This is a genomic window from Ectopseudomonas composti, from assembly GCF_001567565.1.
In the GTDB taxonomy this organism is placed as follows: Bacteria; Pseudomonadota; Gammaproteobacteria; order Pseudomonadales; family Pseudomonadaceae; genus Aquipseudomonas; species Aquipseudomonas composti_A.
On record NZ_LSSW01000029.1, the window covers coordinates 719,875 to 736,507 of the forward strand.

At 59.6% G+C, this 16,633-nt stretch carries 13 protein-coding genes; all 13 read right to left on the reverse strand.

Annotated features, from left to right (window positions below; translation table 11 throughout):
* Positions 1–65: 65 nt before the first annotated feature.
* Positions 66–359, reverse strand: coding sequence for a flagellar protein FliT (gene fliT / locus PCLY_RS19825; RefSeq protein ID WP_061241420.1), 294 nt, complete (start codon positions 357–359; stop codon positions 66–68).
* A gap of 26 nt (positions 360–385) precedes the next feature.
* Complete coding sequence (gene fliS, locus PCLY_RS19830) at positions 386–766, reverse strand: flagellar export chaperone FliS (RefSeq protein WP_061241427.1); 381 nt, start codon at positions 764–766, stop codon at positions 386–388.
* A gap of 113 nt (positions 767–879) precedes the next feature.
* Positions 880–1,272, reverse strand: a complete 393-nt coding sequence (fliS, locus tag PCLY_RS19835) for a flagellar export chaperone FliS (RefSeq protein ID WP_061241430.1) — start codon at positions 1,270–1,272, stop codon at positions 880–882.
* 6 nt (positions 1,273–1,278) lie between these two features.
* Positions 1,279–2,745, reverse strand: coding sequence for a flagellar filament capping protein FliD (gene fliD / locus PCLY_RS19840; protein WP_061241431.1), 1,467 nt, complete (start codon positions 2,743–2,745; stop codon positions 1,279–1,281).
* 78 nt (positions 2,746–2,823) lie between these two features.
* The gene (locus PCLY_RS19845) at positions 2,824–3,207 is read right to left on the reverse strand and encodes a flagellar protein FlaG (protein WP_061241434.1); all 384 of its coding nucleotides are present in this window, start codon (positions 3,205–3,207) and stop codon (positions 2,824–2,826) included.
* Positions 3,208–3,279: 72 nt separating this feature from the next.
* The gene (locus PCLY_RS19850) at positions 3,280–4,764 is read right to left on the reverse strand and encodes a flagellin (RefSeq protein WP_061241436.1); all 1,485 of its coding nucleotides are present in this window, start codon (positions 4,762–4,764) and stop codon (positions 3,280–3,282) included.
* A gap of 246 nt (positions 4,765–5,010) precedes the next feature.
* Positions 5,011–10,104 carry a glycosyltransferase gene (locus tag PCLY_RS19855; RefSeq protein ID WP_231740182.1) on the reverse strand — a complete coding sequence of 1,698 codons (5,094 nt, stop codon included), beginning with the start codon at positions 10,102–10,104 and terminating at the stop codon, positions 5,011–5,013.
* 53 nt (positions 10,105–10,157) lie between these two features.
* A complete protein-coding gene (locus tag PCLY_RS19860; protein WP_082768115.1) occupies positions 10,158–11,216 on the reverse strand; it encodes an NAD-dependent epimerase/dehydratase family protein in 1,059 nt (352 codons plus the stop codon).
* A 1-nt stretch (position 11,217) separates the two neighbouring features.
* Positions 11,218–12,087 carry a class I SAM-dependent methyltransferase gene (locus PCLY_RS19865; RefSeq protein WP_061241443.1) on the reverse strand — a complete coding sequence of 290 codons (870 nt, stop codon included), beginning with the start codon at positions 12,085–12,087 and terminating at the stop codon, positions 11,218–11,220.
* Positions 12,081–12,911 carry an SDR family oxidoreductase gene (locus PCLY_RS19870; RefSeq protein ID WP_061241446.1) on the reverse strand — a complete coding sequence of 277 codons (831 nt, stop codon included), beginning with the start codon at positions 12,909–12,911 and terminating at the stop codon, positions 12,081–12,083. Before PCLY_RS19870 ends, PCLY_RS19865 begins: the two co-directional genes overlap by 7 nt.
* Positions 12,904–13,959: a Gfo/Idh/MocA family protein gene (locus tag PCLY_RS19875; RefSeq protein WP_061241450.1), complete on the reverse strand. Its 1,056-nt coding sequence runs from the start codon at positions 13,957–13,959 to the stop codon at positions 12,904–12,906. The genes PCLY_RS19870 and PCLY_RS19875 overlap by 8 nt, the downstream gene beginning before the upstream one ends.
* Complete coding sequence (locus PCLY_RS19880; protein ID WP_197432205.1) at positions 13,956–14,837, reverse strand: sugar phosphate isomerase/epimerase family protein; 882 nt, start codon at positions 14,835–14,837, stop codon at positions 13,956–13,958. The genes PCLY_RS19875 and PCLY_RS19880 overlap by 4 nt, the downstream gene beginning before the upstream one ends.
* Positions 14,838–14,839: 2 nt before the next feature.
* Positions 14,840–16,630: a thiamine pyrophosphate-binding protein gene (locus PCLY_RS19885; RefSeq protein WP_061241453.1), complete on the reverse strand. Its 1,791-nt coding sequence runs from the start codon at positions 16,628–16,630 to the stop codon at positions 14,840–14,842.
* Positions 16,631–16,633: the final 3 nt, after the last annotated feature.

The window sequence follows — 16,633 nt, forward strand, 5'->3', positions numbered from 1 at the left end:
AACGATAGGATCAAAAAGCAAAACCGAGCCGAACCTGCTGGTTAAACTCGGTAAATGCGGAGTAATCAGCCGAAAAGCTGATAGACCTTGGCGCCCTGACGGGACTGATTGAGCTGCACCAACTCACCGGCCAGACGCTGCTGCTCGGTCTGACAAACGGTCACCAACTCTCGATAGAGCGACAGCAGGTTTTCCAGACCACTGCGCAGCTCTTCCTCGTCACGACTGTCGACCATGGCAGCATCGACTGCCATACGGCACTGCAGATCGAGCTCACCAATCGCAGCCCAGTCCTGCTTGGCCAGTGCATCACGCAGGGCGGAACCTGTCGCTTCCAAACGCTGGACAGATGAACTCATTGCCTTTCTCCTCCGATGCTCGCTCATTACTGAGCGATGGCATCCCAACCCTGTTTGACGTTGCGCAGCAGCATCGACACTTCCTCGAGAAGCTCCGGCTCGTTACTGACATTGGCCTCGGTCAAACGGGCGATCATGTATTCGTACAGGCTGTCGAGATTACCGGCCAGCTCACCACCTTGCTGATGGTCGAGACTCTCGCGCAGTCCCGCGACGATGGCAATACTCTTGCCGATCAACTCACCCTTCAACGCAGTCTGTCCGCGCTCCATGGCACCCCGTGCCTGAGCGATACGGGACAGACCGCCCTCCATCAACATCTGGATCAGACGATGAGGGCTGGCCTCTGCGGCCTGCGCTTGGTTGTTGACGGTCTGATACTGTTTGAGGGCCGCCATTGCGTTCATAGTCGCTCTCGCTCTACCGATGGGCTGATACTTGATATATCGACCCTGCGGCTCAAAGCTTTAACGCTTTTGTCGCTGAAACGGCACAGCCAAACCGAAAACGAAACGATCAATCAGCCAGCAGGCGCCGGTTCGACCTCGGGGCCGATGGCATCCCAGGCACTCTTGATATTGCTCAGAAGCGCTTGCACTTCATCCAGAGAGCGCGGCGTGCTATCCAGTGCCACTCCCGCCAGGCGGCGAGTCATATAGTCGTACAGCGCATCCAGGTTCTCGGCAATTTCACCACCGAGCTCCTTATCCAGAGCGGCCTGCAGCACACTAAGAATGGTAATGGTGCTACCCACTGCCATGCCTCGAATCTCGGTATCGCCTTCAGCCTGAGCGTGTTTGGCCAACATCACTCGCTGCAAAGCGCCTTCGAGCAGCAGCTGCACCGTGCGATAAGGCGACACCTCCTGGCTGGCTTTAACCTGCTTATAGGCATCGATAGGGTTCTTGCTCATGAATTACTAATCCTTTTTGACGAAGCCCGGCAGGTTGGCGAGCATGCTGCCCAGGCTTTCGCTGGTGCGCGAAAGCTGCCCGACCAGAGAATCCATGGCGTTGTATTGGGCGTAAAGGCGTTTTTGCAGACTTTCGACACGCTTGTTCAGCGACTCGCGCTGTTTATCGACGTCCATCTTGGTAGCTTGCAAAGCATCTGTGCGTTGCTTCAAGACACCGTCGGTTGCCACATAACCTGAAACGAACCCGGACAAACGCCCCATCAATCCATCGTCGCCGGTTAGATAGCCACCCACCTGCTCGAAATTGCTATCAAGCGCTTCTGTCAGCAGGGTGTCATCCAGAGAGAGTTTACCGTCCTTGCTGGTGGTAATACCCAAGCTAGCCAATGCACGAACGTTACTTTCGCTGCCACCGGTCATCTTCACAATTTCGTTACGCAGGCCAGACATAACATTGCGCACCGTGGAATCGCCAACCAGGGGGCCGGTCACCGGCTCATTGGAGCCATCGACTTTCACTACAGCTGTCAGTTGAGCCGTAGAGGACATCAATGCGTTATAGGCGTCGACGAACTTCTGCAGATTGCTTTTGACGCTGCCCTTGTCTACACCCACGGTCAGGTTGATCGTCTTGCCATCAGCAAGATCGGTAGTGCTTTGGGCAGACACCAGATCGAGTGTAACGCCCTCCAAGGCATCCTCGATCTTGTTGCTGTTACGCACCAGTTGCAGGCCATCAATGGTCAGCTTGGCGGACTTGGCTTGGGTGATTACGCCACCCGCTCCGGTATCCGAGCTGGGCTTCAGAAAGGCCTCTGCATCATCAGGATCTACCGTGGGGGTAAAAGCCTGGCCACTGAGAGCGTTATTGCCCGACGTGACACCATCTTCGGTAACGGCCACCTGGATATCATTACCGGCACCTGTCTTGGTCGAGCTGAGCACTAGGCGCGAGCCAGAGTCATCGGTAATGATGGCCGCACTGATGCCGCTATCTTTACCAGCCTCGTTGATGGCGTCACGCATACCTGCGAGCGTGTTGTTGGCTGCGGTGATATCGACACTGATACTGGAACTGCCAGCGGAAATTTCCAGCGTGCCACTGTTGAAAGTCGCCTCGGTTCCACCGGAAACCGATTGCAGCGCCACCTTGCTACTAGCTGCCAACTGCTGAACCTGAACGCTGTAAGTACCGGCAGGCGCCGTGGTGGCGGCCGTGGCCTTCAGCACGCTACTACTGGAAGTGCTGGCAGTGCGTGACTCGAACAGCGAAGACTTGTTGAGCGCATCCACGGCCGTTTTGAACGTATTCAACGCCCCGGTGAGGCTGCCCATTGCCGAGATGCGCGTGGTGGTCTGTTTCTCGAGATTATCAAGCTGATTGGTCTTCGGAGCACGCTCCGCATTGACCAAAGCCGTGACAATCTCGTCAATTTTGATGCCCGAACCGAGCCCAGTGATACCCGCCATGACTTTGCACCTCGTCAAAAATCCGACTGAACGCTATCCTTAACAGGACGTCAGTCAAAATTCATGCCAGGGCTGTAACTACGCCTCGGCCTTGAATAACAAGCTGCGCACCTCTGACAGGTTCTCCGCCAGCTTGAGCGCTTCTTCGGACGGAATCTGGCGGATCACATCGCCCGACCCTGAATCCGTCACCTTCACCACAACTCGCCCGGAACCATCATCCACCGCGAAGTTGATGTTGCGACGAACCGACTGCACGAACTCCTGAATGGTCGCTACCGCATCTTCAACATCTTCACGGCTGACCTCCTGAGCAGGAGTGACTGCTCGAGCGACAGTCTGTTCGTCGGTATTCGAAACCGTCGCAAGACCTTGTTTCTGCCGAGCTTCAGCAGCACTGGAGACGCCACCATCGCGGACAACCGTGGAATTGACCTGGGGCTTAATTGAGCTGACGTCCATAAATTTCTCCTCAGAATGAGGTAACGGGGGAAAGAGCTAAGCCCTTCCCCCCGTAGTCTAGCGCCTTCGAGCTTAGCCCAGGAGACTGAGAACAGCCTGCGGCAGCTGGTTGGCCTGCGACAAGATCGCGGTACCGGCCTGCTGCAGGATCTGATTCTTGGTCAGTTCCGAGGTTTCAGCAGCGAAGTCAGTGTCACGGATCCGGCTACGAGCAGCGGAGGAGTTCTCAGCGATGTTCTGCAGGTTCGAGATGGTGTTCTCGAAGCGGTTCTGCACGGCACCGAGCTGAGCACGCTGGCTGTCGATGTTGGAGATCGCACCGTTGATGATACCCAGTGCATCCTGAGCCCCAGTTGCGCTACTGATGTCGATGGTGTTCACCGCATCCAGCTCACTGAAGCCATCGGCACCCAGGCCACCGCTCATGCCGCTAACCTGGAAGGCATCAGCTGCTTCGAGCTGAACCTGACCGTCGGCGCGAGCACCGCCACCAGCAACAATGGTAGCAGCAGTGCCGACGTCGTCTTCGCCATCGAAGCTCTTGGCTTGCAGAGTTGCACCACCCGAACCGGCGTAGTTGGTGATCTGGATCGCATCGCCGCGCGAGCTGACCAGCTCGATGGTGTCGCCTTTGGAAACGGCCGAGATACCAGTTTTGCCAGTCTCGCGGTTGATGGCATCAGCCAGAGAGGTCAGGCTAGTAGTATCGGTCACGACCGCGGAAACGGTAGCAGCTTCGGTTTCCAGCGACTTGCTGGTCAAGCCCGACAGATTGAACGACACGGTACCGGAAGTAGTGATGCCACCAAGAGTAGCCACAGTGCGAGCGTTGGCGGTCACACCAGTTTCGTCGCTCTTGGCGTTGATGGCACGAGCCACTTCGCTGGCCGAACCACTGGCAGCGCCGGAGATGGCGACATCACCGTCAGACAGTTTGGAGCTGATGTTGAACGAGGCGCTGCCATAGGCACTGCCCGAGGTGGCGCTGAACGCTGCACCTGACGCGCTGGCCTGAGCTGCACCGCCGTCAGTGGTGAAACGGTTGATACCGATGCGATCAGTAGCGGCCGAACCGATGGAAACGCTGATGGTTTCGTAGGCGTTGGCACCGACCTGAAAGCTCTGCGAGCCGAAGCTGCCGTCGAGGATCTTGCGACCGCCGAAACTGGTGGTGTCGGAGATACGGTTCAGCTCTTGCTGCAGCTGAGCCACTTCACCCTGAAGGGCGGCGCGCTCGGTAACGCCGTTGGAACCATTGGCCGATTGCAGGGCCAGGTCACGCATACGCTGCAGGATGCCGGTGGATTGCTGCAGAGCACCTTCAGCAGTTTGCGCCAGGGAGATACCGTCGTTGGCGTTACGGGTAGCGACGCCCAGACCGGTGATCTGGCTGGTCAAACGGTTGGCAATCTGCAGACCAGCAGCGTCATCTTTGGCGCTGTTGATGCGGAAGCCGGTGGACAGGCGCTGGAGGGAAGTATCCAGGCCTTTGGACGAGCTGTTCAGGTTACGTTGGGTGTTGAGGGACGCAACGTTGGTGTTGACTGTAAGGGCCATGGTATTGCCTCCAGATGACCTTGAGAACCGTTTGTCTGAGCTTGCGAGCTCGGGCCTGCATGCTCAGACGCCCAGAGAGTTCGCATTCGATCTCTTTATCGGCGCTTGCCTAAGGAGCTTTAGAGACAATTTTCAGCTTTTTTTTATTCTTTTCACTCAGTCACTTAACTGGCCATTGATAGCCAAAGGCCGGCTTTGACTGAAAACCGTCGGACCAAGCGAGGGGTCCGACGGCCCATTTACTCATCAATCAGGCGTCCAGGCCTGACGCCAACGCTGCAGATTCTGCCCTTCGAGCATCCAATCGCGGTAGACCGCATCACGCAAACGATCCCCCGCGATTGCAGCCGCATCGAGATCGTTGATATGCATGCGGATGGCGTCAACCCAGTCACGGAAGCGATTCTTCACCCGAGTCACCGGCAGATCGCCGCGATAGCACACCAGATCACTGCACACCACCGGGAAACCACAGGCGCCATATTCGAGGAGGCGCAGATTGCTCTTGCACTCGTTGAACAGGTTCTGCTCCACGGGCGCCAGGGCCAGATCCAGATCCAGACTGGCCAGGGCAGCCGGGTAAGATTCGATATCGACACCCGTGTGGATTTCATTAACGTACGGCCGGATCGCGTCCGGGCACATGCCCATGAACACCCACTCGACCTCACCCGCCAGCTCGCGCACGACATCGACGATCAGGTCCAGGTCACCGGTATGGCTGACTCCCCCCGCCCAGCCGACACGCGGCTTGCGTCCACGCCGGCGCTGGCTCTCCAAGCCCTTCCACCATTTCACTGGCAGGCGGTTCTCGATTACCCGGATATCGCCATGCAGCCCTGCAAATGCCTCGGCCAGCGGCGCCGTGGACACCACGAAGCGATCGACGAACTCCAGCCCACGACGCAGCGACTTGAGGATGTCACGCGGCATCTGCGCGCGGTGCACACTCTTGAGTGGCAGGTTGGGCAGGTAGTCGTCCAACTCGTAGATCTTGAATGCACGCGAAAAACGCTGGATACGGCGCATGGCCTCCAGGCGCTCGTCACCGATTTGCCGTTGCAGCACGACCACGTCGGGGTCATAGCGTTCGAAATCAGTCACCGTCAGCAGCCCCATGGACAGGGTGCCATCGGCCAGCCCTTGCGCCTTGAGCGCCGCCAACGGCTGAATGACCCGGTAGTGGCCGCAGCCCCAGGGATCAGCGGGATGGGCCAGCACCACTGGCGAGGGCCGCCAGCTCAACGGGCGCCAGGTAAGCGACACGTCGCTCTCGAGATCGAAACCGCGCCCGCTCAACGCCAGGTTACGGTTGTAGGCGGTGTCGTTGGCCAGCTGCGGCAGATAACGCTCGTAGAGCTGATCCTCCGCGGCAACGTCCGCACGCGGCTGCTCGGCCTCATGCAGCACGATTGCATTCGCCGCCCAGACCGTCAGGTAACCTGCCGCACGAACCCGCAGGCACAGATCCACATCGCGGAAGGCTGCCAACTGTGCATCCAGGCCACCCAGCTGTTGGAAGAGCTCCGCACGAATCATCAGACAGGCTTCGCCAACGGCGCTGTAGTTCTGATCGACCTGGAGGCGATGCAGGTAGCCCGCAGCCTCCATGGACTCGCCTGCAAAGGCGGGCGTTGCCGGACCATTGAGCCCAAGCAACAGGCCAGCCTGTGCAATGCGCCCGCCAGGAGTCAGTAGTTTGCCACCCACCACTCCGACCTCGGGGCGCTGGGCATGGTTGAGCAGTTCGTCGAGCCAATCGGCGTTGACGATGGCGGCGTCACCGCCAAGCAACAACAGGTACTCTCCCCTCGCCTGCTCCGCAGCCCGATTCTGCGCCAAGCCACTGCCCCCTGCGAGCACTCTAACCTTGTCATCGCCGAGCGCCGCCACCTCACTCAGCCAGGCGCTGACATCCGGCCGATTACCATCATCGGCCAGCAACACTTCATAGTGGGCGTAAGCGGTTTTCTCCAACAGGCTCTCAATACAACGCTGCAGGGCGGCCAGCGGCACGTCCGTGCTGAGGACGATCGACACCGGTGGCGTAGCAGCGTGACCGTAATGAACCCGATAGCGGCCCGGCAGACCCGGCAGCACCTTGGCCTGATAACCGCGATTGCCCAGATGGCGCTCGATCACCCGGCGCTCGTCCGGGTTGTCACGCAACGCGGGGGCATCAGTGATCAGCAACGGTTCATCGATGTGCCCCAGCCCGGCCAGCCCCTCCTGCTCGATGAGCCGGGTCAGCAGTTCGAACTCGAAGGCGTCGGGGAACGCCACGTCGAAGCCGCCACAGGCGCGGAACAGATCGCGACGGAACAACCAGTGGCGCGCCATCACCATGGGGAAGCTGAGCAACAGATCGAGATTGAAGCCCGGCAGGAAAGCCCCGCCCAGATTGCCGTCCGGCAGGCGCTGCAACTGGTCGCCATAGACCGCGCGGCATTCGGGATTGCGAGCCAGCTCCAACCCCGCCACCATCAACCCACTCTGGGTGAACTCGTCGCCTGCGCTCGCCAGCATGAACCACTGGCAGTCACTCGCCTCGACCGCACGATTCACCTGCGCAGCCAGGGGCTCGTCGGTCATGCGCAAAAAATGCAGCTTGTCTGTCGCCGAGGTCGACGGAGCATCCGCAGACGTGATTACCAGAATGCGTAACGTCGAATACAGGCAGCGCTCACCGATCAGGCTCTGGAGCGTCACCATCAGCGCTTCGGATTGCCCATCCGCATCGACGACCACCACGCCAATCAGCGGTCCACCCTGGTGACTCTGCAGGTACTCGCCGATCTGGCGATTCTCGCTGGCCGTCGGCAGACGCTCGACCAGCCATTGAGCCAGGTCGCTCCTGACCGGCTCGCCAAGGCTGCGCAGCATCTTCTCGCGCTCATGCTGCAACCCGTCACTGGAGGAGCCCGCGTAACGGCCATAGAGCTCTCGGTACAGTGCAGGGAAGTTCTTGCGCTCACGCCCCAGCATATGATCGCCGCCGGCGCCAGGCGCCCGCGTATGCACTTCACTGGTGACGGTCGGGACATGCACGAACGGGTAGCGCGTGGCCAGACGCAACAGCATGTCCCAGTCTTCGAATGCGGCAAGATCGGTATCGAACTCACCGACAGTAGCGAGCATCTCGCGCGGATGTGCCCAGGTATTGACCGGAATATAGTTCTGCACGAACAACCGGTCGCGGTCGAACGTGTCGTGCTTGAACGGCTGGCCACGGCCCAGCTCGATGCGCTGCCCGCCCTCCAGCCGCTCGTTGACGTATTCCACCCCGGTATAGATGACACTGCCAGGATGCTGCTCGAAAGCCTCGGCCAGCACCGCCAAGTGATTGGGCAGGTAGATGTCATCGTCGTCGAGATAGACGATGTAGCGACCACGCGCCAGCGCAAGGCCCGCGTTACGTGCAGCCGAAAGCCCCTGGTTGCGGCCCTGGCGAATATAGGTGACGGGAAAGTCGTAGGCCGCCAGCAGTTGCTCGACGGGCTCACCGTTGTCGTTGATCAGGATGACTTCGAAGTCACGCAGGGTCTGGCTACCGACGCTGGTCAGGGCGTCCTTGAGCAGATCGGCGCGGTTGTAGGTGGTGAGGATGATGGAGAACAGAGCGCTCTCACCCAATGCGGCAAGCGCCTCAAGGCGCTCGCAGAGATTGCAAACGCGCACGCCCAGCGCTGAGTTCGACTCGCTCGGGTACAGGGCGAGCCGGCGGCGCAGATGTGCAGCGACATCAAGCTCTCGGCCCCGCAACACCCCCTCGGAGCCTCGCTCGAAGACGCCCTCGACGATGTAGACATGATCTTCGAGCGGAGCTGCGGATGCATAGAATTGAGTGGAATGCTGTGCCTGATGCACACGGTAGCCAACACCTGGGGTACTGGTGAATATGAAATCCGGGTTATGTTCCGCCAACTGCACGACCATATCCCAATCCCCCGCACCTTTCAGATGAGGGTTCCAGCGCCAGTCTGTCAGAAATGCGTGACGCCGGATGATGCTGGCAGAGGGCGTGACGTAGTTGTCGAATATCAATAAATCGGCGACTTCGTTTCGACCACCGACATAATCTACCGCCCTGTGCCCAGGGTGAGGTGGTGAAGCTAAAGACGTTCCACGTTCATCTATGTAATTGACTGGTGCGTAGCCAACCGCAACTTCAGGGTGAGCCTGTAACAAAGGCAATAATCGTCGAAAATGGCCGCTGAGCAAAATGTCATCCGCCATCAGGACTGTCATGAACTGTCCAGTGGCAATGCGAATCCCATTGAGCACGTTGTGGCTCGGCCCAATATTCCGGCGGTTACCCATGAAGCGCACTCGCGCATCGGTGGCGAACGCCCTCATTACCTCAGCCGTCTCGTCTGAGGAGGCGTTATCCAGTACCAGAACCTCTAGCGATTGCACGCCTTGCGCCAAAACCGAGGCAACGGTTTGCCCTATGAAGCGCCCATAATTGTAAGAAGGGATGATCACGCTGATCAGGGGCGCCTCGTCCCTTGCCTGAGCGGCATCAGCAGCGACAGCAGCTGTCAGAGCATTGATCCAGGCGTCAATCGAATATGGATAGCTATCCGGACTCGCCCGAAAGTGCCGCATCGTCTCCACCATCGCCCGATATTCTTCAGGTGCCATGGTGTCTAGAAACAGCTCAAGCGTATCGCGGTCAGGAAAGCGCCTGCCGTCCACATAGCTGTTCTCCGGAATCCAGGCAGGCACTGGCCAGTCCGCAATATGCACAGGCACCATGCCGGTAAGCAAGCAATCCAGCCAACAATCGGACAGCCAGCCAGCACTACGCTCAGGCGCGTGGCAATAGGCGAAATGCGCCTTTCCAGCATCGTGAACATCGCGACTATAAATGACGACCTGCCCTGCCTCGAATGAACGCTGGGTAAGCGGCTCAGCCATGTCAATTGCTGGATTGAGGCAGACCAAACGCTCATCGTTGAAACGGCCGCCAGCAGGCATGAAGATACGCGCAAAATCTTGCTCATACTTCGCATCCAAGCGTTGATCTGCGTCCAGCAGCAAAAGATAACGACGTGACTGCGATCCTACGTAGACACTCTGCTGAGACTCAGTACTGAGAACAATAAGCAACAATGCATCGAAGCTCTGCGTGTCGACACCACTCAAAGGTTCGAACGACAGGCCATTGGCATTGCCATATTCATGCAATACCGACAAGGGCAACAGCTCGCTCAGCCACTTCCAGTCAGTGTCGGTGAGCACTAAGGCCCGCTGTGGATCATCCACAGAAGCGCCCGCGACCCCAACCCGCCAGAGCGCTTTCGGACACCGCCCGCCTGCAATACCGGCCCACTCCATCCTGCTCACCCCTGTCATGTCACCTGCCAGCCGGCAAGATCTGTCAATCTATTTCACTCACCGCAACCATGGGCTCTAACCCAGGCAGCCATGCTGTCTATCGAGGCATCCAGCGATGTCCACACATCCAACCCCAACCCTCGTGATCGATTGATGTTGGGCACATAGAACGATCGTTCTGAGGGATCAGCCTTGCCCAGTATCTGTATGCCTTTGCCTGGCGCGACCCTGGCCACGACACGCCTTGCCAGATCCGCGATGCTGATGGCCTGGTCGGAACCAACGTTATAAACCTGGCCTGGGTTGCCACGCACCAGTAGAGCCAGCAGCCAACCTGCCAAATCAGCTCCATGCAGGTAACTGCGCATGGCCTGGCCGCTGGAGTTCAGAACAATTGCCTCGGCAGACAATGCATCACGCACGAAGTTACCGATCGCAAAGTGTCCGTCCAGTGGCAAACCCGGGCCCGAAAATGCAAAACAGCGCGCCATGATCACGTCGAGCCCATAAGTCTGTGCATAAATCGCACCCAATACTTCCTGAGCACGCTTGGCCTCACCATAGACACTGCTGGCACGCGAGCTATCGCAAGCTCCCGAATAGTCCTCGGCCACCGGCTGGGAAGCAGGCAGTACACCGTACTGAGCGCCGGAGCCAATCAGCAGGATGCGCCCGCCCCCGCTATGCAAGCCCAGTTCGAGCACTCTTCGCGCCCCGCCGACAATGCTGTCGAACAGCTCCAGCGGTCGAGCATGAGCAGCAGCAGAGGTATCGGCTGCCGCATGCAGAATCATGTCCGGTACTCGGTTGACCGGCATTTGCAGATCACGCACATCGCCGCGTATCCAGTGCAGCCAGGAACAGTCGCGATAATAGGGCTGTGCGGCAAGAAAACGTGCTGGATCACGAGACGATACCGAAACCTCGACACGCGCGCCCTGAGCGTTGATTTGCGTCAAAAGCGCCAGCAGCCATCGCCCAAAGAACCCGGTAGCGCCGGTGAGCAGCAGGTGACGCCCATCTAACGCATCGTGCAGACCAAGGGTTTCAGGGATGCTCTGCAAATCGGCCCGAATCCTTGCGGACTCGGGCGAAAAGGATAGTTCCTGCATTTCAGGGGTACCTCGCCAGCACACCCATCACCTGACTTTGCCGCCACCCCAGATCGATAGTTAACAAATGGCTATCGACCAGTACCAATCCTGTACTGTCGAGCAAGCTATGCAGCGCCTGCTGAGTAAAGAAATTGACATGTTCATGCCAATGACGTTTCAGCCCGGCCAATTCAAGACTACCGGGATTTTCACGCATCAGTGCTTCATGCGGTACTTCCAAGTACACCAGCGTCTGTTCATGCAAAGCCGGAAGAATCTGCTTGATCAAATCCAATGGAAATGGCACATGCTCTAGTACTTGGCTACAAACAATCAGGTCATAGCGTTGTGCTGCAAGTTGCGAAGTATTCACACGTTCGACACCGGGCATGAGTTCCACGGCGGAAATATCGTGCACATGCAGTTTGCCGCCCTGGTAGAGAAACGGGGTGTTCAATCCGCTGCCACCGCCCCAGTCGAGCACAACTGGACGCGGCGGCAAGTGCGGAGCCAGCCATGACTCGACATCGCGAATGTATGCCTCGCGCTGCTGATAATGGTCAGCAATTGCGGCATAACCCGGTTCGTAATGATTACGTTGGCGGGTATAAATCTCATCACGATAGCCATGGTAAAGCGCCGCCATTTGTTCCTCGGTAAAGCGATAGTCGAGGAACAACACACCACAATGCTGGCACTGCAGCGAACTGCACAGGGTATAAGCCATGCCAGGTAGCAAATCGCGCAACCCCCACTCCTCGGTAATTTCCACCGGCTCGTGGCCGAAAACACGGTGAGCGATGAAGGGCATTAGAACCGCAGGTGAACGCCGTAACTGATCGCTACCGCAGCAGATGCAATGCCGGGCGATCAGTTCACGGCTCACCATGTGCTACGCCCTCCGTCCATCACGAGGTTGGCGCCGTTCATGTAGGTGGAGGCATCCGAGCACAGGAAGGCGATGGCGCCCCGGTACTCGTCAGCCGCTGCCATACGGCCCAGCGGGATCAGTTGCGTGAGCTTGCTGACGAACACATCGTTCTGCCCGGCGTAGACACCGCCAGGCGAGAGCGCATTGCAACGCACACCCTGCTCGCACCAGTAGGTGGCGAGGTACTTGGTCAGGCCGATCAGGCCATGCTTGACCACTGAGTAAGTCACTGGTTTGACCGGCTGCTGCTCGGCCTCGCGCCCTTCGACCCGGTACAGACGCTGATCTGGCGCGATCACGCCCAAGTCGGAGGCAATATTGACGATCACCCCGCGCCCCTGCCGCGCCATCTGCGCGCCGAACACCTTGGCGCAGTTGAACGCGCCGCCCAGGCCGGCATTGAGGTCGAGCTGCCACTGCTCCCAGGGGAAGTGCTCGAGACGAGAGAAGTCCTTGTCACCGGCGCTCTCCACCTTGGGGTTGCGTGCGGCATTGTTGATCAGGATGTCCACCCGACCATGCTTGGCTAACAGTTGCTGCTTAATGGTTTCAAGTACCTGCAGGTCGGTGATATCGACCACGTAGGTCGGCGCCTGACAGCCGGTTTCCTCGGCCAACCTGGCGGCGTTGGCGGCCAGGGCTTCACCATTGATATCCAGCAGCACCGGGATTCCGCCGAGCCCGGCGATGGTCGCGGCATGCTGATACCCCAGCAGACCCGCGCCCCCGGTGATGACGGCCACGCGACCGTCCAGACGGAACAGACTGTCCACACTAGCCATGCACGTTCACCTCGCTCAGCGCCACTTCCCTACCCTCCTTCAGCGAGCGCAGTGCCGCCAATGCCAGGCGAAGGCTCTGCAGGCCATCGTGCAAGCTCACCTGCGGTGTGGCCGAGCCGTTCACACAATCGAGAAAATGACGGGCCTGGGCCAGGAACATGTCGTTTCGCACGAAACCGGGGAAGTCATTTTCCTCGCTCAACTCGCCCTCGGCGCCATAAACGCGCAAGCGGTTGGCCAGTAGGTCGATCTCCGCATAGCCGGCATCACCGACGATCTTGAAGCAGCGCACCGGCGGGCGTTGCAGGTAATCCTGATGCAGCAAGATGGGAAAGCTGCCCACGGCGCCGTCACAGCGCATCAGTGACGAGGCGGTGTCTTCGACGTCGATCTCCAGATGGCTGAGTTGGCCGCCATGGGTGACGATGCTGCGTGGCAGGCCGAAGAACCAGTAGATCAGATCCATCTCGTGAATCTGCGACAGGATCACCCCACCGCCCTGATCGGCACGCGCGGCGTACATCTGCCGGTAGTCCTCGTAGCGATGCCAGTTGGGCAGGTACTCGCCGATTTCCGAACGCACGCTCAGCAGGCGCCCGAAGAAGCCGCTGTCGAGCAAGGCCTTGAGGCGCTGCAAGCCTGGGTGGAAGCGGAAGTTGTAACCGACGTGGAACGGCAGACGGAGCTGCTCCACCTCGGCCAGCAACTGGTCGATACCGACAAGATCGCTGGCCAGCGGTTTTTCCATGAACACCGGTACACCGGCACGTACGCAGCCCAGTGCCACCGGCACATGCAGCGAGTTTGGGTTGCAGATGAAAGCGGCATCTGGTTTTTCCGCCAGGGCCTCGGCTAGGTCGTGATGCACGACGATTGCATAGTCGTGCTCGAGGTCGGCGCCTTCGTCGACGGTCAGGTTGTCGCGCAGTTTGATACGTTGGCCACGCACGCGGTAGGCATGAACCTGCAGCTCATCACCGAGCAGTTGGCGCAGGTTGCGCAAATGGCGCTGGCCGATGCCACCCAGGCCACAGAACAGAATCTTCACGATGTTTTTCTCTCGTTGAGGGCCGTACCGCGCAGCCAGTCGGATGCGAGTGCTGCCATTCTGGCGAGCCAGCGCGATTCGTCACCCGTTTCGCCACGGGCGACCTGCAGGATGAAGTCGCCACGATAGCCGTACTGGATCAGTTGCTCACGCAAGCTGGGAAAGTCGGTATCGCCCTCCCCCAACGGTACGGTAGTAGCACCCAGGCAGCGATCCTTGATGTGAACGCTGCCGACGCGCGTGCCATAGGCGTCAAATTCATCCGCCGGGCGATAGCCCAGCGACGCGCTGTTGCCAGCATCGTAGTTGACCTTTACCAGCGGGTGATCAAGTAGGTCGAGCAGCTCACGAAACGCCCGCGGCGCCAAGTCGGTTTCCAGGTGCAGTTCAACGCCATGGCGTTCGGCCTGCGGCAGCACCTGGCGCAGATTGGCCACCACCTGGTCGCGCTCGTTCTCGTCACAAATGCGCGAGGCGTCGACGAAAGGCAACACCAGGCGTCCCACGCCCATTTCCGGGCAGATGCTCATCAGCCATTGCAGGCGTTCGATCAGCTCGGCGCTCTCGGCCTGACTGCAGCGCAGCAGCGGACGATCCATGAAATAGTCGGCGCAGATCGACACCACGGCGACACCGTGCTCAGCCAGCAGACCGCGCAGCTCCTCACGCCCTTCGGCTGTCTCCAGCGGGTTGGCGCCCTCGCCGAACAGGTCATAGATCCACTCGATGCCGCGCAGGCCGATCTCGGCGGCGCGAGCAATTTCCAGGCGCCAGCCCTGACGCGGGAACGACTGGAAGCGCCCTTCTTCCGGGGCGCCCAGACGGCCCTGCATGGTGTAGAGGCCAGCGTCGGCGTATTGGCTCAGGTAGTCGCTCATCATCATTCGTCCACCAGCGGAATCAGCATGTTGGCGCGCAATTCGTCACGCTCCAAAAAGGGAAACAGGTCTTCCAGCGGGTTGGAAACCATGACGCCGTTCTGACCGATCTTCGAGGTGATGCGCGGGCCGATGGCCTGATCGGACTCGACCATTACTTCGCACAGTACCGGGCCCTCCAGCGCCAGCGCCTCATCGATGGCCTGACGCAGGTCGGACTTGCCATCGATACGAAGCACCGGCAGTCCGAAGGCGGTAGCCAGAGCGGAAATGTCCGGCAGGGTCATCCCGGAGTCCGGGTCACAACCGATGGTCTGCTTGAAGTAGCCACCTTGCGAGGCGCGAATCGAGGCATAGCCGTTGTTGTTGAGCACGAAGTACTTGATCGGCAGACGCAGACGGCGCACTACCTCCAGCTCCTGGATGTTCATGACGAAACCGCCATCGCCATCGACCGAGATGGTGCGGCGGCTGCCGCTACCCAGGCAGCCGCCGATGGAGGCCGGCAGGCCATAACCCATCGAGCCAAGACCACCGGTCGCCACGGCGCGCTGACCGCGCTTGAGACGCACAGACAGCCAGAAGGTGTCCAGCGCGGCGCCGGAACTGCCGGGGATGATCTGGTCGCCCTCAGCCATCGCCTCGGACAGGGTTTCGCTAAAGACGTAAGTGTTCACGTAGTCGCTGGGTTTGCGGTACTCGGGCAGCACCACCGGGTAGGCGGCCTTCCAGGCCTGACAGCGCTCGCGCCAGCTTTGACAATCCAGCGCCTGCGCACCACTGGCGGCCAGGAGTTGCTGCATGAACGCTCGCGCATCGCAGACGAAGCGCTCGTCCGGCATATCGCCCAGTTTGGCGATTTCCGCCGGATCGATGTCCACCACCACGATTTCGGCCTGACGCGCGAAGTGGCTGCGGTTGAAGCCGGTGATGGAAAAGTCCATGCGACAACCGATGGCCAAGACCAGGTCGGCGTTCTGCACGCTGAAGTTGGCACCACGTTGGGCCACGGTGCCACAACGGCCAACATAGAGCGGATGCTCGTATTCGAGCAGATCGGCGCCGATCCAGGTGGTCAGCGTCGGCAGCCCCAGCGTCTCGATCAGCTCGCGCATGGCTACCTCGCCACCGGCGGCATGCACGCCGTTACCCACCAGTAGCACGGGGCGCTTAGCCTGACGCAAGCGTTGCACCAGTCTTTGAACAGCAGAGTCGTCGGGAGCCAAAGGCTGCGTATCCACCTCAGGCGTGTAGCCAACAAGCTGCTCCGGTGCGATCTCGGTGGCCTGCACATCCAGCGGTACATCCAGCCACACCGGGCCTTTGCGACCGCTGAGCATCAGGTGCAGCGCCTTCTCCAACTCATAGCGCACGCGCAGCGGATCAAGCAGGGATACCGCGTATTTGGTCAGAGGCGTGACCACGCTGACGATATCCAGCTCCTGAGTACCGAGTTGGCGTAGGCCGCTATCGCCCTTGAGGTCGGCACGCTTGACCTGTCCGGAGACGAACAGCGCCGGAGTCGACTCGAACCAGGCACCGGCCAGGCCGGTGATGGCATTGGTTGCGCCCGGCCCGGAGGTCACCAGGCAGGCACCGAATTTACCACTGGTGCGCGCGTAGCCTTCGGCGGCAATCGCCGCACCCTGCTCATGAAGCATGCTCACGGCAGTCAGTCGCGGTTGACGAAACAAGGCGTTGTTGAGGTGCATGGCCCCGCCACCCGGCAGGAAGAAAACATGGCCGACGCCCTGGTTGGCAATGAAATCGAAGATGTAATCGGCGACACGCATAGG